Origin of the sequence: Psychrobacter piscatorii (genome assembly GCF_001444505.1) — a bacterium.
Lineage (GTDB): Bacteria > Pseudomonadota > Gammaproteobacteria > Pseudomonadales > Moraxellaceae > Psychrobacter > Psychrobacter piscatorii_B.
In genome coordinates, this window is sequence record NZ_LNDJ01000057.1 from 16,302 (window position 1) to 39,950 (window position 23,649).

The following is a 23,649-nucleotide window of genomic DNA, read 5'->3' on the forward strand; positions in this document are numbered from 1 at the left end:
TCTTTGATTGATAAATCATCTACTGAATAAAATCACGCAGATAATTACAAACTTTCACAGGGTATTACAGACCAGCTGTATCGTTCTATTAGGTGATATCGCTATATTGATAACTGTTAATAGGCGTCATTGACCACCTTATCAGTACTCTAGATCACTCTTACCGAATAATAATTTTTACTCCAAATTTTAAATAGTAAAGGATAACTACGATGAGCAAGCAACAACAAATGGACACCATCCAAGCCATGGTAAAAGACATCAAATATACGATGATGACCACGCGCACCAGTGAGAACCATCTTCACTCATGCCCCATGAATACCACCGAGACCAGTATTGGTGCCAAAGAAATTTGGTTTATCGGTCACAGCCCTTGTGAGACCATCGATAACATCAAAAACGATCCACAAGTCAATTTGGCCTATGTCAGCCAAGACAACAAACAATATCTGTCTATCACTGGTAAAGCGGAGCTGGTAGATGATAAAGACAAGTTAGATGAGCTTTGGTCAATGACTTATAACGCTTACTTTGAAAAAGGTAAAGAAGACCCAAATGTACAGCTGATCAAGGTCGTCCCTCATGGTGCTGAATACTGGGCAAATGGGAATGCGATTACTAGCGCTGTCAAATTGACAGCAGCGGCAGTGACAGATAATGCCATTGAAAAGAGCTTGGGTGAGAATTTTTCGATAGAGCTGTCATGATTTAGCAGAGCTTTAACGACTTAATAATTAACAGCTTTCAATAAAAAACGCCAGTCGCATGAGCCACTGGCGTTTTTTATGCAGGTTATGATTGTTTGTCTTACTATTAGCCACTTTGCTTTAGGTACGGCCACGCAGCTTTGAGATAAATCATCATCGACCATAGTGTCAATATCACCGCGGCCACCATCAGCGCATAACCGATTGTCTCAAGCGACTCCCAGTTTAATAACAGTACTGTAATCGCTATCATCTGAAAGGTCGTTTTTAATTTGCCCACATAGGACACAGCGACACTGGTTCGGTTGCCAAGCTCTGCCATCCACTCGCGCAATGCGGATACAGCGATCTCACGTGAGATGATGACGATCGCAGCGATTGCCATAATGATATTGGGATGCCATTGCACCAAAACGATCAAGGCCGCCGCCACCATCAGCTTGTCAGCAACTGGGTCCAAAAAGCGCCCAAACGCTGACATGACATTCAGCTTACGAGCAAAGTAACCATCTAGCCAATCGGTAATTGCTGCAATAATAAAGACGCTGGTTAATAATAAATGGCGCAATAGGCTATCGCTAAACTCACTCATCCCCACTCGCGCAATGACGTTGTCTGAGATTGCAGGCATACCGATGCCCATAGCAGGTGGCCAATACGCAATCGCAACAAATAACGGAATCATCAAGATACGAGCAATCGTAAGATTATTGGGCAAGTTAAAAATACTTTTAGTATTTTGCGAACTTGACGGCTCCTGCGTATGCAAATGCGTGCTCTCAGTCATGGCAAACCCAGTTTAATATAGACATAATAATGGCAGATAGCTTAGCATTTTTCCGGCAAGCCGTCATGCCATCTCTGCAGCGATTGAGTCATCAAAGGTATCAACATGATGTCTCTTGTCATATCGATATAATTTCTTGAAAGCATTGAGTGCTTTTATCGAGATTAATAGTAAAAAACACTAAGACGTTACCATTGATCTAATAGCGTATTACTTAGGTAGCTTGGTATATCACTGACTACTTAAATAGCTTGCTAGCCAAATAAAATCTTAATGCATTGATCATAAAATCTAGTATTTTTATAACGTAATATACTGTAACCAAAACAGCCAAATAGCAGTCAGTCGGGTTATGATAGCAACTGTCACAAAACACTTGTACACTTAAATATGTAAGCAAATATATGTACCTATTGTATTGGTTATTATTGCCCTAATAAATGAGTGTATAGAAAGCCGATAACTATAATAAATCACGACCACGGAACTTGTGATCAATCTGCACAGCCCGTTTTCCTCAGCCCACAGCACCTCCTCTGTGGGCCTTTTTTTGCCTTTTTGCTGATACGATACACTCTAAAAATGTCATAGCGCTACTGGGATGAATTTTGCGCAGCCTCTGGGAACGCAGCACGCAAGTAAAATTCATACCAGTAGCGCGTTTAAATCCATAACAGTTTTACATTCAGCTAACTATATAATAAAAAGTATCTTTGAATCTTATTTGTAAACCAGCGCTGCTGACAGACCATCACAGCACCGTTATCTTTTCTTACAGATCGCCCCAACGGTTTGCTGTGCTACCTGATAGCAGCTTTCGATATTACCGTGTGCGCACCAGTCACCACTGACAATCCACTGTCTGGTTTCATCGACTAAGATACCTAGCTCTTTAGTATCTGTATCTATTATAGTAGCCGCATAGCGCCAGCGATGACAATCTGTTTGGCTTGGAGCACTATCTTTGTCCCAGTTTAAGGCTTGCTGCGCTGCCATTAATAACGTGGCTTTGACTGTCTCCAAATCATCATCGACGTGGACTTGTGACCAGTCATTACGCGCATGAATGGTGATGCTTGGTAATAGTTCATCACGAGCGGGTTTATGATGCTCAATAAATATTCTATCGAGTACCTCACTATTTAAATAAGCAACATCCCACTGCGGTGCTGTTTGAGAGTTCACTGTTTCAGGTAATTCTTGGGCATTGTCCCAACCGAGCATCAACGTATAGCAGGCCTGCATCTGCGGCTGGGTGATGTTAACTTGCTGACTAAATCCACTGTCTGCCATCAGCTCTACTGCCTGACCGTTTGGTGCAGTACAAACGACCCAATCAAACCAACCGAGGCTCTCCCCTGTCCCATCAAATAGCTCAGTTTTTTTATCATCTGAGTGAGTGGTATGCTCATCCAGCGGAGCCACACGCGTCTTAAACACTATGTTTGTATGCCTGAGCCCAGCGGCTAACTCACGTCCCCAACTGCTCATTTTTGGTGTGCTGATATAGCGCGCATGCACGGTATCCCATTGCTCTTTACTTTGGATATCGGGCGATTGGCCATTATCATTCGCGGGCGTGAGCTCGACCACATTGGCACACCATGGCTGTAGCAGCCCTGTCTCTAGCCAAGGGGCGATAAACTGCTGAAAACTATCAGTCTTTGCCGTAAAGAACTGTGCCCCAAATGCCCATTGCCAGTTTTTACCTGTGTCACTGTTGGTACGATAGCGCGTCGCTAACCGGCCAACACTACGCGACTTTTCAAAAATAGTGATTTGCGGTGTATTGGATAGATTGTGTGTCTGATTTGAGGCGCGTTCTAGTAGTGTCGCGGTTAGCAGTCCTGTCAGACCACCACCAATGATCGCGATTTTTGGTGAAGATTTATCCGTTGAGAGCAAAGTATGATCAGTCATAATGACAGGAAACCTTATCGAGTATTTATGAGTCGCTACCACATCTAAATGCTCAGACGAGCTGGTAGATATCAGTGACCTAAGTGATCAGTGATAAGCGATAGTCGTCAGGTTAATTGATTATTGACATTGAACCTCTAAAGCACCGCAATATCAATATCGTCTGCGTAAAAAAGCCATGCTATTCACGATAACATGGCTTTTATTTGACGTTGCTGAACGGATATCAAAGTTGAAATAGCACCGTTCGCGTGCCCGATAGACGGGCTAACGCAACTACTCTCCGCGGCTCGCTTTGACTTCTTCTACCAAATCATTAATCACTGAGCTATCGGCCAGCGTAGATAAGTCGCCCAATCCGACATATTGTCCTTCTGCCAGCTTACGTAAGATGCGACGCATAATCTTTCCTGAGCGAGTCTTTGGTAGCGCATCCACCATATAAATAGCATCTAAGGTCGCAATCGGCCCAATCTCGGCACGCACATGACGTTTTAGCTCCGCCTTTAGATCGTCTGTTTTTTCTTCGCCAGACTTTAGAATGATAAAGGCACAGATACCTGTCCCGCGAATCTCATGCGGCATACCAACAATCGCGGCCTCGGCAGTAGCCGGATGAGCAACCAATGCACTCTCAATCTCTGCCGTACCCAAGCGATGCCCTGAGACGTTTAGCACGTCATCCACGCGGCCTGTGATCCAATAATGTCCGTCTTCATCACGCTGCGCACCATCACCTGTGAAGTAATAGCCGGGATAATCGCTAAAATAGGTTTTCAAAAAGCGCGGATGGTCATTGTAGATCGTACGCATTTGCCCAGGCCAGCCACTACTGATGACCAAATTACCTTCGGCAGCGCCTTCCATGATTGCGCCTTCAGCATTGACGACTTCAGGTTTAATACCATATAGCGGCGTCATCGCGGCACCCGGCTTGAGATCGACCGCTCCCGGAATCGGTGCCATCAAAATACCGCCTGTCTCCGTTTGCCACCACGTATCGACAATGGGGCACTTGCTGTCACCAACGACATGATAGTACCAATCCCACGCTTCTGGGTTGATTGGCTCACCGACTGAACCCAGCAAACGCAGGCTTGAGCGATCTGACTCACGTACAAAGGCATCACCCTCTTTCATCATCGCTCGAATCGCCGTTGGGGCGGTGTATAAAATGGTCACGTCGTGCTTGTCGATGATATGTCCGATACGTGCCCATGTTGGATACTCTGGCACCCCTTCAAAAATGACTGTCGTGGTGCCATTGGCGAGCGGTGCATATGTTGAGTAGGTATGACCTGTGATCCAGCCCACATCTGCGGTACACCAATAAACGTCATCTTCTTTGACATCAAAGACATCACGGAAGGTAGACAAGGCATAAGTGATATAACCCCCTGTGGTATGCACAACGCCTTTGGGTTTACCCGTTGAGCCAGAGGTATACAGTAAGAATAATGGATCTTCGGCATTCATCACTTCAGGCTCACAGATCTCTGATTGCCCATCAACGAGATTGTGATACCAGACATCGCGGCGACCACTCATTGGGATAGAGTTGCCTGTGCGGTGGACGACGATGACTTTTTCGACACTGTCAGTCCCATCCATCTCAAGAGCATGATCGACATTGGCTTTGAGCGGTGTATGTTTGCCGCCACGTAAACCTTCATCAGCCGTAATAACGACTTTTGAGCGACTGTCTATCAAACGATTGCCCAGACTCTCAGCAGAAAACCCACCAAATACCACAGAATGCACCGCACCAATACGCGCACATGCCAGCATTGAAACCATGGCTTCTGGTATCATCGGCATATATAACGTGACACGATCGCCTTTGCCAACGCCAAGCTTGCGTAGCGAGTTGCCCAGACGACAGACTGCTTCATGTAATTCTTTAAAAGAAATAATCTTGTGTAGTGAAGGGTGATCCCCTTCCCAAATAATAGCTGGCTTGTATGGATCTTTTTCGAGGTGACGATCAAGACAGTTGACGGAAATATTCAGCTCACCATCTTCAAACCATTTAATATTAAAATTGTCTAAGTCATAATTAACATTGCTGACTTTGGTCGGTTTTTTTATCCAGTCGAGCAGCTCAGCACGCTTCGCCCAAAACGCATCATTTGCTTCGGTTGATTCAATAGATTGATTGTAGTCTTCGAGATACTTTTCAGGGGTGGTATTGGCAGCAGCCATAAACTCGGCTGAGATTGGAAATGATTTCTGGGTCATAGTATTGTTCCTTTTAATTATCATGACTTACATAGAAAGTCGTCTATAACGACTAACCATGCAGGCAATAAGAGTCATCTTCCATAATGCGTGACACTCAGCGATAGTTTGACAAATAAGCGTGTCGGTTGCAAGACATCATCAGCCAATCATAACAATTTCGCTGTACATCTGTATACTTGGTGATTGATAGCAGCGGTTATTGAAGAATTATTAGTAAGGATTATTGCAACATCGCAATCAAGAGTGCTCTTGATATGCAGATGCCATGTCACAGTTCATCGGATATCACATTTAAACCTTGTAACCTCAAATGAAATATGGACAATAGCTACCCTACCGATACTGCTTTAGACAACACCGCCGATCTGTATTATTAACACATACAATTGGTTTTGTTATCACCTTTTTTTAAATGATTGTTTTACGAGACCGCAATGACTAATCACCACAATGCACAACCCTCTACTCACTATGACGTCATCATCGTCGGCGCTGGCGCTTCAGGATTATATTGTGCGCTCACCGCAGGTCGCCGTGGTCGTCGCGTTTTGGTCATAGATCACGCCAATAAAGCAGGCAAAAAGATTTTGATGTCAGGTGGTGGCCGCTGCAACTTTACCAATTACTTCGTCGAGCCTGAGCATTTTATCGGTGCCAATCCTCACTTTTGTAAGTCGGCACTGAGTCGCTATCCAAGCTGGGAGTTTATCGGCATGGTAGAGGCGCATCAGATTCCCTACCATGAGCGTGAACACGGGCAGCTATTTTGTGATGATTCTGCCCAAGATATCCTCACTATGCTCCTTGATGAATGTACGGCTGTCGGTGTGCAAATCAAGCTCAATACCCAAATCAATCATGTACAGACGACTGACCATGATAAAGCAAAACGGTTTGAGCTAATAACCAGCAAAAAGCTTGGCAAAAAAGACGTCGCAAGCGAAAGTCAATCGTCACAGACGCGCTATCGTTGTGAGTCGTTAGTGGTGGCAACTGGTGGTTTGTCTATTCCAACGATGGGCGCAAGCGGCATTGGCTACGAGCTAGCGCAGCAGTTTGGTCATACCTTGATAGCAACGGATGCCAGTCTTGTACCATTTACCTTCACGGACAAAACAGGCGAGCTGATTCGTAGCTTAGCAGGCATCAGCCTACCAGTCATTGCCAGTAACGAGCGTATCTCTTTTAAACTGCCTGTACTGTTTACCCATCGCGGGCTCTCTGGCCCTGCCATGCTCCAGCTATCGAACTATTGGCACAGTGGTGAGACGATTAGCATTAACCTACTGCCCGATGTAGATGTCACCGATATTTTACTCACCCGCAAAAAGTCACACCCACGCCAACTGATCCGTACTGTATTGGCAGAAAATACAGACAACGCACTACCCAAAAAACTATTGGCAGCACTACAAACCCAGCTGTGGGACGATATCAAAGATACTGAGCTTGCCAATATCAAAGATGAGCGACTGAGTGAGCTTGGCGCTACTCTCAACGGCTGGCAGCTCAAGCCCTCTGGTACTGAAGGCTACCGTACGGCTGAGGTCACCCGCGGCGGCGTAAAAACCGATGAGGTATCCTCAAAGACCATGCAAAGCAATCTACAAGATGGCTTGTATTTCATCGGCGAAGTGCTCGATGTAACAGGCTGGCTTGGTGGTTATAATTTTCAGTGGGCATGGGCCAGTGGTTTTGTCAGTGGCGAGGTCGTTTAAGAAGCAATCGCATTTGATAGCATAAAATAAACACGACATAAGTTCATTTTATTATGAAATTGCGGTATAATATTAATTGATATGACTTATGCTAGATAGAATTGCGAGGTACTCGATGCGTCCAATCAAACAGATTCATGGTGATAAAGCACCACATTGGGTCGGTGACGGATTTTTTGTGAAAACATTGATCAATTATGTCGATGACCAACCAGACTTCAATTACAGTCATACCGATCCATTTTTACTATTTGATTATGGCGAGCCGACGACATTTGCACCAAATCCTGATTATCAGACGCAGCCACATGGCATTGGCAAACACCCTCATAAAGGTTTTGAGACCGTCACCCTCGCGTACTCAGGTGAGATCAGTCATGCTGACTCAATCGGTGGGCGTGGGGATATTTTGGAAGGCGATGTGCAATGGATGACCGCTGGTCGCGGCATTCTACACGAAGAGTTTCATTCAGAAAGCTTTGGGCAGCGCGGTGGTGTGTTTAGTATGGTGCAAATGTGGGTCAATCTGCCAAGCGCGCACAAGCTGACTGATCCTAAATATCAATTTATCAAACGTGCTGAGATGCCTATTATCGAGTTAATGGACAGTCGCGATGCCGACTCTCAAGATAATCTTACTAAAGATGCTGTTGCTCAAAGCGCTGACAAACAAACGGTCATCGGTCAAGTTGCCATCATTGCAGGCGACTGGCACGGCGTCACAGGTAATGCGGTAACCTTTACGCCAGTTAACCTATGGGATATCGCGCTGCATACCGCAGGCACAACGATACTCGAAGTACCTAGCACGCACAATACGTTACTGCTCGTACAAGAAGGCCGAGTACTGGTCAATGGCACATCTATCAGTGCAGGCAATCTGATTCAGTTTGTCGCACCCACAAAGACATCCATAGGTGCTATCTCTACAAGCGCGTCTATGCTAGACACTGATACGATTGAGCTGACTTATACTAGCGCTGATAACGAACATGCTCCTGCCAAACTACTGTTGTTAAGTGGTGAGCCTATCGGAGAGCCTATCGCAGGTCACGGCCCCTTTGTGATGAATACCCAAGATGAGCTACGACAAACGTTCCGTGATTATCAAACAGGCAATTTTGGATATTAATCAAAATAAATGCGTAAAAAAAAGCCCTCTAACTATCGATAGTCAAAGGGCTTTTTTATAACGCGTTTGTCTGCCTATTCAGTGATACTGACGGATGGATAATTGCTTACACTTCATTCATAAACGGATAATCAGTGTAGCCAACCGTGCTGCCACCATAGAAGCTCTCTGGATGCTGCTCGTTGAGCGGTGCGCCCTCTTGAATACGTTCAGCGAGATCAGGGTTGGCAATATAATCACGACCGAATGCTACCGCATCGATATAGCCTGCTTTGATGTTCTTCTCAGCTTTGTCCGCATCATAGCCACCCGCCGCGATGATGGTCTGATCGAACGCATCACGGACACGCTGACGGAACTCATCGCTATACGGCGTACCACCTGCCCAATCTGGCTCTGACAGATGCAAATACATTAGACCACGCTTATTGATTTGTTCAATCAGCCAAATGTTATCGTCTTCTTCGTAGCCTCCCTCAACATTGTTGAATGTGCCCAGTGGCGAGATACGAATACCAATATGATCTGCATCCCAAGCATCCACACATGCATCGATAACATCTAAGGTCAGACGCGCGCGGTTTTCGCGGCTGCCACCGTATTCATCGTCACGCTGATTGGTATGCTCAGCCCAAAACTGATGCAGCAAATAACCATGCGCGCCATGAATCTCAATACCATCAAACCCTGCCTCCTGCGCGCACTTGGTTGCATGCGCAAAGTCAGTAACCACTTGCTGAATCTCATCAAGACTGGCTGGGCGCGGCGGCGTGGCATCCGCGCGAATGGCTTGGTTGTCACTATCACGCAATGAGGTACGGATACCTACATCGACATCTGAGGCTGAAATTGGCGCACGGCGTTCAGGTTGTACGCTTTCATGTGAGACAAGTCCTGTGTGCCATAGCTGGACGACGATCTTGCCACCTTTAGCGTGGACATTGTCAACGATGGCTTTCCATGCAGTGACTTGATCTTGAGTATGTAGCCCTGGTGCGCCTGCATAGCCTTTTGCTTGAAACGATACTTGCGTCGCTTCAGTGATGACAAGGCCCGCCCCTGCACGCTGCGAGTAGTACTCTGCTGCCCATGTGATAGGGACATCGCCTGGCTCAACGGCACGCAGACGTGTCAGTGGGGCCATCATAATGCGGTTTTTTAGCGTTTGTGTGCCCATTTTTACAGGCTCAAATAAAATATCGTGTGCCATAATCTGTCCTATTGGTTATTGTTGCTATCTATGATCTTTAGTTATAGCAACCATCATTCATACTAATTATTATCGAATGCTGTTTAGAAAAACTTATAATATCATTAGTAAATCTACGTTTAGCGCCTACCTTTATAGGGGACAGATTTCATTATTCCAAGCAATATTTACAAACAGATACAGTAATATTCACCTATATAAATCTTCGTATTTGTTTACTACGAAGACTGTTTACTAAGCCTTAAATACTGTTCGTCTGGGTCTTGTCTTTTGGCTTTAGCATTTTCTTAATTGATAGCTCTAATGACAGATATGTGCCGATCAATATCACAATCGAACCAATGATAGCTTGTATATTTAGCGCCTCGCCAAGCAATAGATAGCCCAAAATAATCGCAAAAATTGGAATGACTAACGTGATACTCGTGGCACGCGTTGGCCCAATATTTTTGATCAACTGATTCATAAAAATGAGGGCAATGGCGGTCGAAAATACGCCGATACATATTACAGACACCCATGCCTTTATGCTGATTGCCTGACCATAAGGGAACTCAGTAAAAGCCACCGGCAGCATAATGATGCTACCGATAATGAGCGAGCCTGCGGTGATAGCGACTGGCGATACTTCGTACAGATAGTTTTTAGTGATGTTGGCCCCAAGCGCATAACCTACACAAGCTAATAGCGCGTAGCCCATCGGCAATAGACCTTCGACCAATCCTTTGCCTGGCTCACCGCCACCAAATAAGCTTTCGCTCATCAGTATGATTACCCCAATCACCCCGATCACCAAACCAAGTGCTTGTTTTTTCGATAGCCTATCCTTAAAGAAGACGCGAGCGATAAAGCCGCTCATCATCGGTACGGAAGCGTTTAGTACGGCGAGTACGCCTGCATTCACTGACTGTGCAGAAAAAGAGAACAATACAAATGGCAATGCGGCGGAGAATAAACCAACCAGCGACAGCATTTTCCAGTGCTGTTTGATACCGTCTCTGTTTTTCTTTTTTAGCAGTACAAATACGAGCATGACCAGTCCGGCAAATAACACGCGCAGACTGGCAAAAGCCAATGACCCAAACTCAGGCACGCCAACCCGATAAAACACAAAGGAGAGCGACCACATAAAAGAGAGCGTCACAAAGATGATGAGGTCACGGTTGGTCATTAGGTAATCCTATTAAGTGCTTAGACTGCATTTGCCAACTCGTGTCGGTCATAACCGTCTGATATGTGGTGGAGGTTAATGTGCTAATAAGGCACTATGATGGTAAATCTATAACCACCTTGTATATTGCTTTTTATAGGTGTTATCGCGCATACTTATGGATTAACCTGTCTTATTTAAAGCCATTTCACGATGTCTAGCTTTTCTATATCTTAGATAATTGGGTAAAATACTTTATCGAGCGAAAAACCAGTAGACGCTGCTACCCTAAAATTTGTCTACTTTAGCCTATTCTAGCGCTTTATTATTTATATACTGGCAAACTCCAAAGTCACTCTTGAGTCATTACTCTCATCAGTATGTATAAGAATAGAACCTATCTTGATATCGAAGCTTTCTAACAATAAGACTCATCGATAGATAATCTTAATAATATCAAAGTATAACCAATACCATCTAATCAGTAGGAGTTTTCCTTAAAAATATAATAATTGATATTTGTTTGCTAATTTTTTACTATCTAGAGGTATTGGCTCGTATCTGGCGATACAAAAATAGATGACAAATATGATTAGTAAGATTTATAAATTATTGAGGAATGATTATGAAAAGGATAGCGTTATGCATCAGTGCTATGTCAGTTGCAACGGCAGGATTTTGCGGCGTCGGTCAATATTCAGATGCGACTATTTGCTATATCTATAAGCAAGACACATTACAAAAAAAGCTGACTTGTCGATACGATGTCGTTGAGGGCGCGGCGATGAGTTATAGTTTTAGGCAAGTCTCTTATACCTTGCCAGGATTTGGCAAAATGGCCACATCTAATCAAGCAAACTATAATGACCGTAATGAGGTGACTGGATGGACGACCACCGTCAATGATGAGCCAGCCATTATCAGATATCGCGCGCCATCTAGCAAAAAAGTAGTCAGTCAAACATATGCAGAGTCGGGTAAGGAGGTTCTACAATGTTATTTGAGCACAACCTCGCAGTGGGAGATTTGCTCTGAGTAATTATTATCTCGCGTGGCCTAAAAGACCGAATGTTTAACTACAGGCTGAGCTTAGGTTCAGCTTTTTATCACCTATAGCAAACACAAACCGAGACTGCTTCTAGTAAAGTAAAGAAAATACTTTTATTCGGAACGCTTTGAGTAGAGCTCGTGACACAATACAGAAAAAATAGTTTGCTAGACTAGCCTCGTCATAACAAACGTTTAAGGTTATGGCGAGCATGTAAAGACGTCAATTTATCAAATCCATGGGGTTAGGCGCAGCCACAGTCAGTGCCACAGCAGCAATGAGCGGCTGTCAAACCCTCGCCAAGCAGCCAAAACTGCCTACTACCGTCACACAAGCGGGACACTTTGACAATATCATCGTCGGTAGCGGTTACGGCGGCGCGTTAATCCCCGGTAACGCTGGCGTCAATCCGTATGTGTTTATCACCGGACTTGCTGAGCGGAATATGGCGAGGGTTTTAAAAGAAGATTTTGGGTAGGTTTATAATAATTAGTTATACATAAACGTTCTTAAATGCTAGTTAGATGATGGGTTACGCTCGGGCTAACCCACTCTACGCGCTACACTTCAAAATTATTGATTAGCTATTAAACTACCTATTTTATCTTTTATTTCAATAAATTTATTATTCTCTACAACTCTCTCATCAAAATCCTCTCTCCAAATATAAAAATCTGAAAAGCTACCGTTACCGTTATTCATAAAGCTATAGGTGTTACCTATACTTTTAATAGTGTCTTTTATCTTTTCATTATTCTCTAATGAATAATTTATTTGATTCAATATTGAGTTAATACCTCTTATCCAATTATTCTCATTCTCTTGAATTAGAATATCTCGTATTTGAGTAAAAAGGTCAGCTAATCTTGCTAATTTATCTAAGTCGCTCATGTTAGAATTCCTATAGATATTGAATAATATGTAAACATTATATGTGAAAGCCTACTACACATAATAAAAAGGATAAATAATGAAACTACGCATCCTAAAATCCGCCGTGACCAACCCGTGGTTTAACCTTGCGACCGAAGACTGGATATTTAATACCCTTGATCCTGAGTCGCACACGCTTTTCCTATGGCGCAATAGCGAGACCGTGGTCATCGGACGCTCGCAAAATCCGTGGGTAGAATGCAAAATCGATAAGATGGAAGCCGACGATGTGTTTTTGGCACGGCGGCAAAGCGGCGGCGGCGCGGTGTTTCATGACTTGGGCAATACCAACTTTACCTTTTTGTCACCCAAGGCCGACTACGACCAAGATGCTAACTTCACTATTATCGTCAATGCGCTAAAAAAACTCGGTATCGATGCTGAGAAGTCCGGACGTAATGACATGCAAGTCGGCGATAAGAAAATATCAGGCAGCGCCTTTAAGCATGCGTCTGACCGTAGCTTTCATCATGGGACACTGCTAGTCAATGCCAATATGCAAAAGCTTGGCGACTATCTCAATCCGCATCCCTTAAAGCTCAAAGCAAAAGGCATCAAATCGGTACGTGCGCGCGTAGCAAACTTGGTAGAATTCAATGATGCTATCAATCATGAGACGTTGTCTGAGGCGATTATCGAGGCGTTTTATGAGTATTACGGAGAAACTGCGCCAGTTGAGCAGTTGGATGAAGCCAGCCTTGCCAAGCAGCCGGCGCTAAACGCTTACTATCAACAGATGGCGGACTGGGATTGGCGCTTTGGCAAGACGCCTGAGTTTAGCCATCATATCGAGACGCGCTTTGAGTGGGGCATAATGGATGTGCATATGGATGTGAAGCAAGCGGTGATTTCAGAGGTTGTCATCTTCTCTGATGCGTTAAATGTCGAGCTGATTGATTTGCTTAAAGAGACATTGACGGGTGTGAAATATAACAAGAAAGAGATTCAAGATGCGCTTGCTGAGCTAGCAAAAACGCAACTTGAATTGGTGGCGCAGATTAATGATTTTGAAGGGTGGTTGGTTGGAGAGATGAATGCTTGAGCTTGTAGTCTGCTGATATCTTGATCTTATATGTCTTTGCATCTCACTTAGCATTTTAGAGGTAGCTATTTAAAGTTAATCCGTTAAAAAAGGTGGAGTGACTCATGGAACAAATCGCCATTATTTTCTTTGCACTGAATTCTTTTTTGGGGATGGAAGACAATACTATTTCAGCCGATAAAACGACTGTGACGGTATACCCTCGACGCCAAATAATAGAAATCACTCAACAAGACTTATTTGCTATTGTCCATTCGGATACAGATGCAACCTACGTCAAACGACAGTGGGCTAGCGTATCGGCTCACTCACAGCAGGGTACTGGCTGGGCAAAAGCATTAGCGCCTTTCCCGAGTAAAACGATAACGCTAGTAACGGTTAATAACCAAGTTCAGCCACAGCTAACGCTAAGTTATAACGATGAGAAAGATTTGCGTGCGATAGGTATCTGGTATAACGCTGATAAAAATCATTTCTCTATCAACCATGTGCCCCAAGATAATCTGCAAACGACAGAGGGTGAATTAATAGGAAAATATTGGGTGTTTAACGCAGATCAGCCTTTTAGCTTTACCCTTGAGCCGTTCAAAGCGCTACCTCAGATATACCAGAATCTTAAAAAACCGTTAACACAAATACTGGCTAAAGACGATGCTCTAGTACAATAGCCTCTCACTAACATCGCTCTACGCTTAAAGCCCTTTTCATTAAAATAATTACGATACTAGACTGAAAAATAAAACTAAATAAATAATGCACTAACAACCACATTTTCCAAAGCAAAAAAAGCAGCAAGATAATCTATCTTGCTGCTTTTACATTTAACTCAAGCTATCTAACTTTTAGATTTCTGCCGCAACCTCTGCCCCATCACGAATCGCACGTTTGGCATCTAGCTCAGCGGCGAGCTTAGCACCGCCAATCAAATGATACTGCGCGTCTGGCGCATCACCAACGTTTGGCATCAGACTGGCAACTGACTCTTGACCAGCACAGACGACGACGCTATCGACACGGAGTAGCTGGCTTTGACCTTGAGAGTTGGTGACCCAAATACCTTCGTTGGTGATTTTGTCGTACTGTACGCCAGCGACTTGGATGACGCCATGTGATTTGATATGGGCGCGATGTACCCAGCCCGAGGTTTTGTTGAGGCCACTACCAAGACGACCCTTGCTACGCTGCATCAGATAGACCTGACGAATGGGCTTAATCGCTTTAGGTCTGACCAGTCCGCCATCACTTTGATAATCGGTATCGTTGGTTACGCCCCATTCCTCGCGCCACTCGCTGATGGACTGCGGTTCAGGGCGATAATCTGGATCTTTTAGACCTTCAGGGCCGATCTCATCCAGCGATTGTCCGTGATTGGCAGTCAGATATTCACTAACATCAAAACCAATACCGCCAGCACCGATGACCGCCACGGTGTTGCCCACGGCTTTTTCACCAGAGAGCAATTCAGCGTAGCTGATGACTTGTGGCAGATCAGCCCCTTCAAGCTTACCTGCGAGACTTCTAGGTACAACGCCAGTGGCGACGATAACATGATGGAACTTGGCTTTTTCCAGCATGTCTTTATCTACAAAAGTATTGAGTTTAATCTCGACGCCTAAGTGCTCAAGCTCGTTGATATAGTAGCGAACAGTCTCAAAGAACTCTTCTTTACCCGGGATGACTTTGGCGTAGTTGAACTGTCCACCCAACACATCTTTGGCTTCAAACAAGGTCACTTCATGACCACGTAAGGCGGCGACATGAGCGGCCGACATACCAGCGACCCCGCCACCGATGACGGCGACTTTTTTCGGTTTTTTCGCTTTTTTGTAGACCAGCTCAGTCTCATAACAGGCTTGTGGATTGACCAGACAAGTCGAGCGTTTGTTTTCAAAGGTATGGTCGAGACACGCTTGGTTACAGGCGATACAGGTGTTAATGCGATCTGTCTGACCGTTTTTGGCTTTGTTGACCCAGTTTGCATCCGCCAAGAATGGACGCGCCATTTGAATCACATCTGCCTGACCATCAGCGATGATTTTTTCTGCGGTATCTGGCATGTTGATGCGGTTGGCCGCCATCATTGGGATATTGATGTGTTTTTTGATCTCAGCGGTGAAATCAACGAAAGCGGCGCGTGGTACGCTGGTGACGATCGTCGGGACACGCGCTTCATGCCAGCCGATGCCCGTATTCATGATAGTCACGCCCGCTTCTTCTAGCGCTTTTGCCACGGTGATGACTTCATCCATGACGTTGCCATCTTTGACCAAGTCGATGACTGACAAGCGGAATAGGATAATAAAATCTTCACCAACGGCTTCGCGAACAGCTTTGACCACATCGACGGCAAACTTCATCCGACCATTGATATCGCCGCCGTATTGATCGCTACGCTGATTGACGTGGCGCGATAAAAACTGATTGAGTAAGTAGCCCTCAGAGCCCATGATTTCGACACCGTCATAGCCCGCTTGCTTGGCAAGACGCGCTGAGCGGGCATAGTCTTTGACTGTCTGCTCGATGTTTTTAATGCTCATCTTGCGCGGTTTAAACGGCGAGATTGGGGATTTGATTGGGCTGGAGGATACCGCAAAAGGATGATAGCCATAGCGACCACTGTGCAATATCTGCATGATGATTTTGCTGTCATGCTTATGCACAGCACGAGTGACCCGCTGGTGATTGATGACGTCAGCTTTGCTATTCATCGTGCCGCCAGCAGGTAGTAGCCAACCTTCGCGGTTCGGTGAGATACCGCCTGTGATCATCATTGCCACGCCGCCCTTGGCACGTTCTGCAAAATACGCCGCCAGCTTACCATAATTATAAAAACGGTCTTCAAGCCCCGTATGCATAGAGCCCATGACCATGCGATTTTTTAGCGTGGTAAAACCCAAGTCCAATGGCTCAAATAAATGCGGATAATATTCGTTAGTGCTGGCAGTTTCGATCGTATTGGCAGAACGGCTGGCGGTCATATCATTTTCCTTATGAATGTTTTTTTTGGACTATTTTGCAGAACAGACATACTATAAGATTTAGCGTTACTGGTATCGTAACACACCGCTATTATCACTAGCTATGCAGACAAACGACTGATGAGTGAGCACTATTTGGTGACGATCAGAATACGATCGTGAAGTGTGCCAATCATCACACGGGCTGGTGGCGTATCGTTAGGTTATTACGATAAAACCCGATCCAGTGTTGACTATGTTTTTTTATAATCAGAGAACTATTTTATCACTCTCTCCTCACCGCCCATTAGACTAATCGATAAACATCGACTATTCTAATCCCTTTCTGTGTTAAATTAAGGTGCTGCGTTACCCTATTGACGCGTTATAAAAATACGATAAAGGATTATCATCATGACAGATTTTCATACTGGCCTCGGCAAAAACGCCGCCAATTATCAACCGCTCACCCCTATTGATTTTATTATCCGTAGCGCTCAGGTTTATCCTGATAAGACTGCGATCATTTATGATGACCTTGCACACAACAATCTCACTCAGACATGGCAACAGACTTATACGCGCTGCCGTCAATTGGCGGATGGCTTACGCAAACTGGGTATTGATAAAAACGATACGGTCGCCGTCATGCTGCCAAACACGCCAGCGATGGTCGAATGCGCCTTTGGCGTACCCATGTCAGGCGGCGTACTCTGTACATTGAACACGCGCCTTGATATCAACGCCCTGACCTTTTGTTTGCAGCATTCAGAGGCCAAGGTTCTTATCTTGGATAGCGAGTTTGCGGAGCACGCTGAGATTATCGATGAGACCTTCCCAAACCTCATTGTCATTCACGCGACCGATCATGCTATCGATGTCGAGCCGTTTGGACAGATGAGCTATGAAGCATTGGTTGCCAGTTCAGACAGCTTGGATAATTGGGAGCTGCCAGCGGATGAATGGGATGCCATTGCCCTGAACTACACCTCTGGCACAACAGGCAAACCAAAAGGCGTCGTTTATCATCATCGCGGTGCTACGCTCAATGCGGTGTCGAATATTTTGGATTGGGATATGCCAAAGCATCCAATGTATCTGTGGACGTTGCCGCTGTTCCATTGTAACGGTTGGTGCTTCCCGTGGAGCATCGCTGAGCGCGCTGGGGTCAATGTCTGCTTGCGTAAGATTGATGCGGATTTGATATTGCAGCTGATTGCCAAGCATCAAGTGACCCATTACTGCTCTGCGCCCGTCGTCCATAATATGATTGCTGGCGGCAAACCTGAGTATAAGGAAGCCATTACGCATACCGTCAAAGGCTGGGTCGCTGGGGCACCGCCATCTGAAACCATGCTGGCAGCAATGGAAGCGATGGGCTTTGATATCTCTCACGTCTACGGTCTCACTGAAGTCTATGGGCCAGTGACCGTTTGCGCTGAGCAAGAAGAATGGAGTGATCTTGATGTCGCTACCCGCGCCCAAAAAAAATCACGTCAAGGCGTGACCTCACACTTAATGACAGGGTTTGAGGTATTTAAACAAGGCACGACTGAGCCAGTCGCCGCCGATGGCGAAGAGATGGGTGAGCTGGCACTACGTGGCAATATGGTGATGAAAGGCTATCTAAAAAACCGCAAAGCCACTGAAGAAGCATTCACTGATGGTTGGTTCCGCACGGGGGATTTGGGTGTCAAATACCCTGACGGCTACATCAAAATTATGGACAGGCTTAAAGACATTATCATCTCAGGCGGTGAGAATATCTCTAGTATCGAGGTCGAAAATGTCTTATACAAGCTCCCTGCCATTGAGAGCTGTGCGGTCGTCGCCGCGCCACATGATAAATGGGGCGAAGTGCCCGTCGCCTTTATCGAGATTCATGAGGGCAGCACCTTGCAACGCGATACGGTAATGGCGCATTGTAGTCAGCACTTAGCAGGCTTTAAAGTGCCAAAATATATTGTCTTTGCCGAAATTCCAAAGACCAGTACGGGAAAAGTACAAAAGTTTGAGCTACGCCAAGCAGCCAAATCGTTGGCGCACGAAACGTCAAAAGTTACTGCTAGTGCTAAGTGATCTGACAATACATTAAATCCTGTCATCAACTAACATTCATAAAAAAGGTCAATCACATACACGTGGCTGACCTTTTTTCGAGTGCTAGCCTATTTATACTATAGTTGGCTCAATATAATTTGGAGACAAGGAAGCCAAGTAAAAGTACTACAAATAGTAGACTAAGCGAGGCTGACACCGTATCCAATTTATAGAGAACTAACTATATCAGCCAATTTTTGGCTCAAACCACTGATAGACCAGCATCCCTACGACCATCGCAGGGATAAACACATACGCTTGCCACTGACCCGTCCCGAGCAAGACGATGCCTGGCCCCGGGCAAATACCGACCAGCCCCCAGCCGATACCAAACAACATGGCTCCGATAATCAATTGTTTGGTGATGACGGTTTTGCTTGGCATATCAATGGGTGTGCCAACCCAGCTACTTTGTTGACGTTTGGCCAATAGCACACCAAAAAATGCAACGACCAAACCACCACCCATCACCAGTGCAAGGGAGATATCCCACGCGCCAAATAGGTCTAAAAACCCTTGCACCTTTTCAGGGTCGGTCATACCTGACACCAGCAGCCCAAACCCAAACAGTAACCCTGCCAGCAATCCGATTATATTTTTTAGCATCGTCGTCTCTCGCTATTATTATCTTCTATTAACTCTTATATGTTGTGCGCACTTTAGTGCTACTAGCAATCTCATAGCAATCTGCCATTGAGCATTTACAGTAGCCCTAGTACATGCCGACCGATATACACGGTCACAATGCCAAACAGCATAAAGGTCACGGTCGCGACCAGTGAGCGTGGAGACAGACGTGCATTACCGCAGATACCATGCCCACTGGTACAACCTGAGCCAAGACGCGTGCCGAAGCCAACCAGCAGTCCTGCGACGATCAATAGCGGCAAAGAAGTACTAATCTCTACGTTAGGTAGCGGTCTTGCCAGCCTGTACAGCACGGGCGATATGACCAAACCCAGTATAAACAGTATCTGCCACATCTCTACACGCTTGGGTTTTAGCAAGCTTGAAAAAATGCCACTGATACCCGCTATACGGCCGATACCGAGCAGCAAAATAACCGTCGCCACCCCTAGCATCAGACCACCGACTAAAGAGATCGGTGTAAATGCTTGCCAGTCTATTTGTATACTCATAACAGATTACCCATTCAAGTGTATTAAGTATTTGCTTAATATCTATTTATTAAAAAACATTATATTATAAAATATAATAAAAGGGTAAAAAAATACTGAGTCGTTGGTATTATCCTACGGCTCAGTACTTTATGATGATAAAAGTGCTCTTACAAAGACGTTCATATCCACTTATAAGAACACTTAATCATTGACCTACTGGCTTAACACTTCATCCAGTGCCGCCTCAAAACGCGTGACCGTACCGTCGATATCGGTCAGCTTGTCCAGACCAAATAGACCCAAACGGAACGTCTTGAAGCTGTCAGGCTCACCTACTTTTAAGGGTACACCAGCGGCGATTTGCACACCCGCTGCCGCAAAAGCGCTGCCTTTATGCATATCATCACGATCGGTATAAGACACGACAACGCCAGGCGCTTGAAAGCCTTTAGCCGCAACGCTCTCGATGCCTTTGGCTTCTAGTACTTCGCGAATACGTTTGCCAAGCGTCCACTGCGCCTCACATAGCTTATCAAAACCAACCGCTTTGGCTTCATTTACCGCATCACGGAACTGGCGTAAGCTGTCTGTCGGCATCGTCGCGTGGTAGGCATGACCGCCATTTTCGTAGGCGCGCATGATGTTCAGCCATTGCTTTAGATCAATACTGAAGCTATCAGACTCTGTGCTTTCTACTTTTTTGACCGCCGCCTCGCTTAGCATGACAAGACCAGCGCCTGGTGTACTGCTCCAGCCTTTTTGCGGGGCGCTGATAAGCACATCGATACCCAAGTTTTTCATGTCTAACCAGACACAGCCTGACGCGATACAGTCGATAACCAACAATCCACCGACGCTATGCACAGCCGCGCTCAACGCTTTGATATAGTCATCTGACAAAATCATCCCTGATGAGGTTTCCACATGCGGGGCAAATACCACTGCTGGCTGCTCTTCTTTGATTTTAGCTACCGCCGTGTCGATATCGACTGGTGCAAACGGCTTTGGTGACTCACTATCTTCGGTACGATTGGCTGTGAGCACGGTAGACGATTTGGCAATTTTGCCTTTTTCTAAAATCTGCGTCCAACGATAACTAAACCAACCATTACGAATGATGAGGCAATCTTCGTCATTTGCCAGTTGGCGAGCGACCGCTTCCATACCATAAGTACCAGAACCCGGTACGATCACCACGGCATCCGCGTTGTAGACAGATTTTAGATCACTAGATAAGTCATTCATCACTTGCTGAAAGGCTTTTGACATATGGTTTAGCGCACGATCAGTGTAGACCACTGAATACTCTAATAAGCCGTTTGGATCGATATCTTGACGTAATGCAGGCATGGAACACTCCTAGTATATGATTAGATGATGACTGTTTCTTAATTTTTTGGACCTTATTTTTATACCCTAATATAGGGATAGGAAATAATATAGATACTAATATCGTTAAGTACCATAGATGATTGGTATCAACCGAATACTCATATCGAACAAAAATGAAGAAGATATAGGATAGACAAGATAACCCTTTAACCCAGCGCTACTGTCTTTGATGATGAGGTCATGTGTTGTTTTGATATCAATGCTTCAGATTCATGATATGCAAACGCACTGATTCTAATACACATTAATGAGGGCTATAAACATGGGGCGAAACTATTTCTAGTCACGTTATAGTCACAACATGAGCGAATCTCATCACCCTATGTTAAGCCAAACTGTCTTGACCCAAATCATCCATAAGATTTGATAGTAGCACTGATACTAGAGGTTGACAACGATACGCTCAGGCACTGATATGGCTTGCGCGATTAGAGTTTTATTGGTAAGTGTTCGTTGATCGACGCTGTGAGAACATCAGCGCCCGCGATGGGCATCCTGTAGCCCAGACACTACAAAATCTAGCAAATCGCTATCACCTTCGCGGGCCGCTTTACGCATGAGCTTGGATGGTGCGTGCGTCAGTGTTTGAGTCAGGCGCCGTGACAGCTCAATAAGAATGTCTTCTGGACTGATATCTTCTTGTTGCAGCTTAGCAATGGACTCATGCAGTAGCTTATCTACTTGATTTTGAGTACAGGTACGATACTGCTGGATGTCTTTACCCACTTGACGAACTTGGAAGCGGCGATCTATTTCAACGACCAATTGACTGACTAAAAGTTCCGCATCGACCGCCGCTTGCCGACGCTGCTCAATATTGCCAGCAATCACATGCTGCAAATCATCGACAGAATACAGATAGACATCATCCATGCGACTGATGGTTGAGTCAATATCACGTGGTACGGCCAAATCTATCATCAACATTGGCTGATAACGGCGACGCTTAAGCGCTTGCATGGTCATGGTTTTATCAATCAATAAATCCATACTACCACTACAGCTGCTGACAATATCGGCGTCTGCCAGCACTTGCGGCAAATCTTGCAAGGGTCTGACGTCTATGCGGCGATTGGGACTACGCAGTTCAGCCGCCAATGCCTCAGCACGCTCAGGATTACGATTACAAATAATCACTCGCCCAACGCCAAGTCCTGCGATATGGGTGGCAACCAAACGATTCATCTCACCTGCCGCGACGACCAATAGCGTACGACTCGGCAAGTCATCAAATATCTGCGTGACCAATTTGGCCGCCGCAAAACTCAGCGATACCGCTTGTGCACCCACTTGCGTCTCATTACGTACTCGTTTAGCAGCGGCAAATACTTGATCAACGATCCAACCGAGCTGATTGCTCAATACTTTTTGCTCTTGTGCCAAATGCACAGAGCGCTTGATTTGACCAAGTATTTGCGGCTCACCCAGTATCATAGAATCCAGCCCCGCTGCGACTCTTAGCCAGTGGGTCAATGCGTGCGTGTCGCGGTGCACATAGAGATAAGGATCGATATCTACGAGTGGCAGCTGTTTGAATTCAGCAAGCCACGTCTTAATCTTGAGGATATGAGCGCTGATCATGCTTGATGTGACATGAGCACTGCTACTAAAATCATTATGAGAGATGGCGTGGTCTGTCTGCTCATTGACTGCCGAGCTTGATGCGTGTGAGTGGTGCGGGGTCAACGTATGGGGCACAAGCGCATAAATCTCAGTACGGTTGCAAGTAGAGACAATCACACTGCCATCCGTGAAGGATTCTATTTGCTCAAGCGCGACATTCACATCGTCACCCACCAGCGCCAAGCGCTCTCGCAGAGCGACTGGTGCAGTTTTGTGATTGACCCCAATGACCACTAATCTCATTATTGATAGACCATAAACATGACGCTCAGCTGCCCACTCACGCTATCTTATTATTTTTAAAAGACAGTTTTTGACGACAGCGCTGAAAGGAAGACCCTAAAAACCGCTTATTATATCATTATTGCCAGCGTTAATTAACACTCACCCGCCGATGATAGCGATATCTCTGTATCTGGTCGCAAATGTAACAAATCAACTACCGATATGATTGATAAAATCAATGGATGTGTTTTGGCAAATAGTCGCTAAGACCACCATAAATCATTCGCTTAGTCTCGCCTAACTTGTTATATTTTCACAGTATTCTGGTCAATATAGCTAT

19 protein-coding genes are annotated in these 23,649 nt (G+C 45.3%); 8 read left to right on the plus strand and 11 right to left on the minus strand.

From position 1 onward, the window contains the following. Window positions 1-212 precede the first annotated feature (212 nt). Window positions 213-710 carry a pyridoxamine 5'-phosphate oxidase family protein gene (locus AS194_RS05045; RefSeq protein WP_058024384.1) on the plus strand — a complete coding sequence of 166 codons (498 nt, stop codon included), beginning with the start codon at window positions 213-215 and terminating at the stop codon, window positions 708-710. Between the two features lie 106 nt (window positions 711-816). Here AS194_RS05045 and pgsA read toward each other — a convergent pair whose 3' ends face one another. From pgsA to acs, 3 genes are all read right to left on the minus strand, one after another. After that, window positions 817-1,497: a CDP-diacylglycerol--glycerol-3-phosphate 3-phosphatidyltransferase gene (gene pgsA, locus AS194_RS05050; protein ID WP_058024385.1), complete on the minus strand. Its 681-nt coding sequence runs from the start codon at window positions 1,495-1,497 to the stop codon at window positions 817-819. Window positions 1,498-2,259: 762 nt separating this feature from the next. Continuing rightward, window positions 2,260-3,417 carry an NAD(P)/FAD-dependent oxidoreductase gene (locus AS194_RS05055; RefSeq protein WP_058024386.1) on the minus strand — a complete coding sequence of 386 codons (1,158 nt, stop codon included), beginning with the start codon at window positions 3,415-3,417 and terminating at the stop codon, window positions 2,260-2,262. A 276-nt stretch (window positions 3,418-3,693) separates the two neighbouring features. Beyond that, on the minus strand, window positions 3,694-5,655 hold the full coding sequence (gene acs / locus AS194_RS05060; RefSeq protein ID WP_058024387.1) for an acetate--CoA ligase: 1,962 nt from the start codon (window positions 5,653-5,655) through the stop codon (window positions 3,694-3,696). A gap of 437 nt (window positions 5,656-6,092) precedes the next feature. On the opposite strand from acs, the gene AS194_RS05065 reads away from it, so the two are divergent. Together AS194_RS05065 and AS194_RS05070 are read left to right on the plus strand one after the other, a co-directional pair. Next, the gene (locus AS194_RS05065; RefSeq protein ID WP_058024388.1) at window positions 6,093-7,376 is read left to right on the plus strand and encodes an NAD(P)/FAD-dependent oxidoreductase; all 1,284 of its coding nucleotides are present in this window, start codon (window positions 6,093-6,095) and stop codon (window positions 7,374-7,376) included. A gap of 88 nt (window positions 7,377-7,464) precedes the next feature. Beyond that, a complete protein-coding gene (locus tag AS194_RS05070) occupies window positions 7,465-8,508 on the plus strand; it encodes a pirin family protein (RefSeq protein ID WP_413771706.1) in 1,044 nt (347 codons plus the stop codon). A 106-nt stretch (window positions 8,509-8,614) separates the two neighbouring features. On the opposite strand, the gene AS194_RS05075 is transcribed toward AS194_RS05070, so the two are convergent. Next, on the minus strand, window positions 8,615-9,718 hold the full coding sequence (locus AS194_RS05075; protein ID WP_058024390.1) for an alkene reductase: 1,104 nt from the start codon (window positions 9,716-9,718) through the stop codon (window positions 8,615-8,617). 241 nt (window positions 9,719-9,959) lie between these two features. Next, window positions 9,960-10,889: a DMT family transporter gene (locus AS194_RS05080; protein WP_058024391.1), complete on the minus strand. Its 930-nt coding sequence runs from the start codon at window positions 10,887-10,889 to the stop codon at window positions 9,960-9,962. Window positions 10,890-11,493: 604 nt separating this feature from the next. Here AS194_RS05080 and AS194_RS05085 point away from each other — a divergent pair. Next, window positions 11,494-11,907, plus strand: coding sequence for a hypothetical protein (locus AS194_RS05085; RefSeq protein WP_152978604.1), 414 nt, complete (start codon window positions 11,494-11,496; stop codon window positions 11,905-11,907). A 247-nt stretch (window positions 11,908-12,154) separates the two neighbouring features. Then, on the plus strand, window positions 12,155-12,394 hold the full coding sequence (locus tag AS194_RS05090; protein ID WP_058024393.1) for a hypothetical protein: 240 nt from the start codon (window positions 12,155-12,157) through the stop codon (window positions 12,392-12,394). Between the two features lie 95 nt (window positions 12,395-12,489). Here the strand turns inward: AS194_RS05090 and AS194_RS05095 are convergent, their stop codons facing one another. Beyond that, window positions 12,490-12,807 (minus strand): hypothetical protein, encoded by a 318-nt coding sequence (locus tag AS194_RS05095; RefSeq protein WP_058024394.1) that lies wholly within the window; start codon window positions 12,805-12,807, stop codon window positions 12,490-12,492. A gap of 79 nt (window positions 12,808-12,886) precedes the next feature. On the opposite strand from AS194_RS05095, the gene AS194_RS05100 reads away from it, so the two are divergent. Then, window positions 12,887-13,891, plus strand: coding sequence for a lipoate--protein ligase (locus tag AS194_RS05100; RefSeq protein WP_058024395.1), 1,005 nt, complete (start codon window positions 12,887-12,889; stop codon window positions 13,889-13,891). A gap of 104 nt (window positions 13,892-13,995) precedes the next feature. After that, a complete protein-coding gene (locus AS194_RS05105; protein WP_058024396.1) occupies window positions 13,996-14,559 on the plus strand; it encodes a hypothetical protein in 564 nt (187 codons plus the stop codon). 174 nt (window positions 14,560-14,733) lie between these two features. On the opposite strand, the gene AS194_RS05110 is transcribed toward AS194_RS05105, so the two are convergent. Then, window positions 14,734-16,869: an NADPH-dependent 2,4-dienoyl-CoA reductase gene (locus AS194_RS05110; RefSeq protein WP_058024397.1), complete on the minus strand. Its 2,136-nt coding sequence runs from the start codon at window positions 16,867-16,869 to the stop codon at window positions 14,734-14,736. 393 nt (window positions 16,870-17,262) lie between these two features. Between AS194_RS05110 and AS194_RS05115 the strand changes: the two genes are divergently transcribed. Further along, on the plus strand, window positions 17,263-18,927 hold the full coding sequence (locus tag AS194_RS05115; RefSeq protein WP_058024398.1) for an AMP-binding protein: 1,665 nt from the start codon (window positions 17,263-17,265) through the stop codon (window positions 18,925-18,927). A gap of 207 nt (window positions 18,928-19,134) precedes the next feature. Here the strand turns inward: AS194_RS05115 and AS194_RS05120 are convergent, their stop codons facing one another. The 4 genes from AS194_RS05120 to hemA form a co-directional block, all read right to left on the minus strand. Beyond that, window positions 19,135-19,554: a DUF6691 family protein gene (locus AS194_RS05120; RefSeq protein WP_058024399.1), complete on the minus strand. Its 420-nt coding sequence runs from the start codon at window positions 19,552-19,554 to the stop codon at window positions 19,135-19,137. Between the two features lie 95 nt (window positions 19,555-19,649). Further along, window positions 19,650-20,087, minus strand: coding sequence for a YeeE/YedE family protein (locus tag AS194_RS05125; protein WP_058024400.1), 438 nt, complete (start codon window positions 20,085-20,087; stop codon window positions 19,650-19,652). Between the two features lie 195 nt (window positions 20,088-20,282). Then, window positions 20,283-21,419 (minus strand): aminotransferase class V-fold PLP-dependent enzyme, encoded by a 1,137-nt coding sequence (locus AS194_RS05130; protein WP_058024401.1) that lies wholly within the window; start codon window positions 21,417-21,419, stop codon window positions 20,283-20,285. Between the two features lie 516 nt (window positions 21,420-21,935). Then, window positions 21,936-23,327, minus strand: coding sequence for a glutamyl-tRNA reductase (hemA, locus tag AS194_RS05135; RefSeq protein ID WP_058024402.1), 1,392 nt, complete (start codon window positions 23,325-23,327; stop codon window positions 21,936-21,938). Window positions 23,328-23,649 lie beyond the last annotated feature (322 nt).

Excerpts from the sequence above, each read along its gene's own strand:
- hemA (WP_058024402.1), bottom strand. The coding sequence starts at position 23,327 with ATGAGATTAGTGGTCATTGGGGTCAATCACAAAACTGCACCAGTCGCT.
- AS194_RS05120 (WP_058024399.1), bottom strand. The coding sequence starts at position 19,554 with ATGCTAAAAAATATAATCGGATTGCTGGCAGGGTTACTGTTTGGGTTT.
- AS194_RS05085 (WP_152978604.1), top strand. The coding sequence starts at position 11,494 with ATGAAAAGGATAGCGTTATGCATCAGTGCTATGTCAGTTGCAACGGCA.
- acs (WP_058024387.1), bottom strand. The coding sequence starts at position 5,655 with ATGACCCAGAAATCATTTCCAATCTCAGCCGAGTTTATGGCTGCTGCC.
- AS194_RS05105 (WP_058024396.1), top strand. The coding sequence starts at position 13,996 with ATGGAACAAATCGCCATTATTTTCTTTGCACTGAATTCTTTTTTGGGG.
- AS194_RS05090 (WP_058024393.1), top strand. The coding sequence starts at position 12,155 with ATGGGGTTAGGCGCAGCCACAGTCAGTGCCACAGCAGCAATGAGCGGC.
- AS194_RS05045 (WP_058024384.1), top strand. The coding sequence starts at position 213 with ATGAGCAAGCAACAACAAATGGACACCATCCAAGCCATGGTAAAAGAC.
- AS194_RS05065 (WP_058024388.1), top strand. The coding sequence starts at position 6,093 with ATGACTAATCACCACAATGCACAACCCTCTACTCACTATGACGTCATC.
- AS194_RS05115 (WP_058024398.1), top strand. The coding sequence starts at position 17,263 with ATGACAGATTTTCATACTGGCCTCGGCAAAAACGCCGCCAATTATCAA.
- AS194_RS05070 (WP_413771706.1), top strand. The coding sequence starts at position 7,465 with ATGCTAGATAGAATTGCGAGGTACTCGATGCGTCCAATCAAACAGATT.
- AS194_RS05125 (WP_058024400.1), bottom strand. The coding sequence starts at position 20,087 with ATGAGTATACAAATAGACTGGCAAGCATTTACACCGATCTCTTTAGTC.
- pgsA (WP_058024385.1), bottom strand. The coding sequence starts at position 1,497 with ATGACTGAGAGCACGCATTTGCATACGCAGGAGCCGTCAAGTTCGCAA.
- AS194_RS05130 (WP_058024401.1), bottom strand. The coding sequence starts at position 21,419 with ATGCCTGCATTACGTCAAGATATCGATCCAAACGGCTTATTAGAGTAT.
- AS194_RS05075 (WP_058024390.1), bottom strand. The coding sequence starts at position 9,718 with ATGGCACACGATATTTTATTTGAGCCTGTAAAAATGGGCACACAAACG.
- AS194_RS05095 (WP_058024394.1), bottom strand. The coding sequence starts at position 12,807 with ATGAGCGACTTAGATAAATTAGCAAGATTAGCTGACCTTTTTACTCAA.
- AS194_RS05100 (WP_058024395.1), top strand. The coding sequence starts at position 12,887 with ATGAAACTACGCATCCTAAAATCCGCCGTGACCAACCCGTGGTTTAAC.
- AS194_RS05080 (WP_058024391.1), bottom strand. The coding sequence starts at position 10,889 with ATGACCAACCGTGACCTCATCATCTTTGTGACGCTCTCTTTTATGTGG.
- AS194_RS05055 (WP_058024386.1), bottom strand. The coding sequence starts at position 3,417 with ATGACTGATCATACTTTGCTCTCAACGGATAAATCTTCACCAAAAATC.
- AS194_RS05110 (WP_058024397.1), bottom strand. The coding sequence starts at position 16,869 with ATGACCGCCAGCCGTTCTGCCAATACGATCGAAACTGCCAGCACTAAC.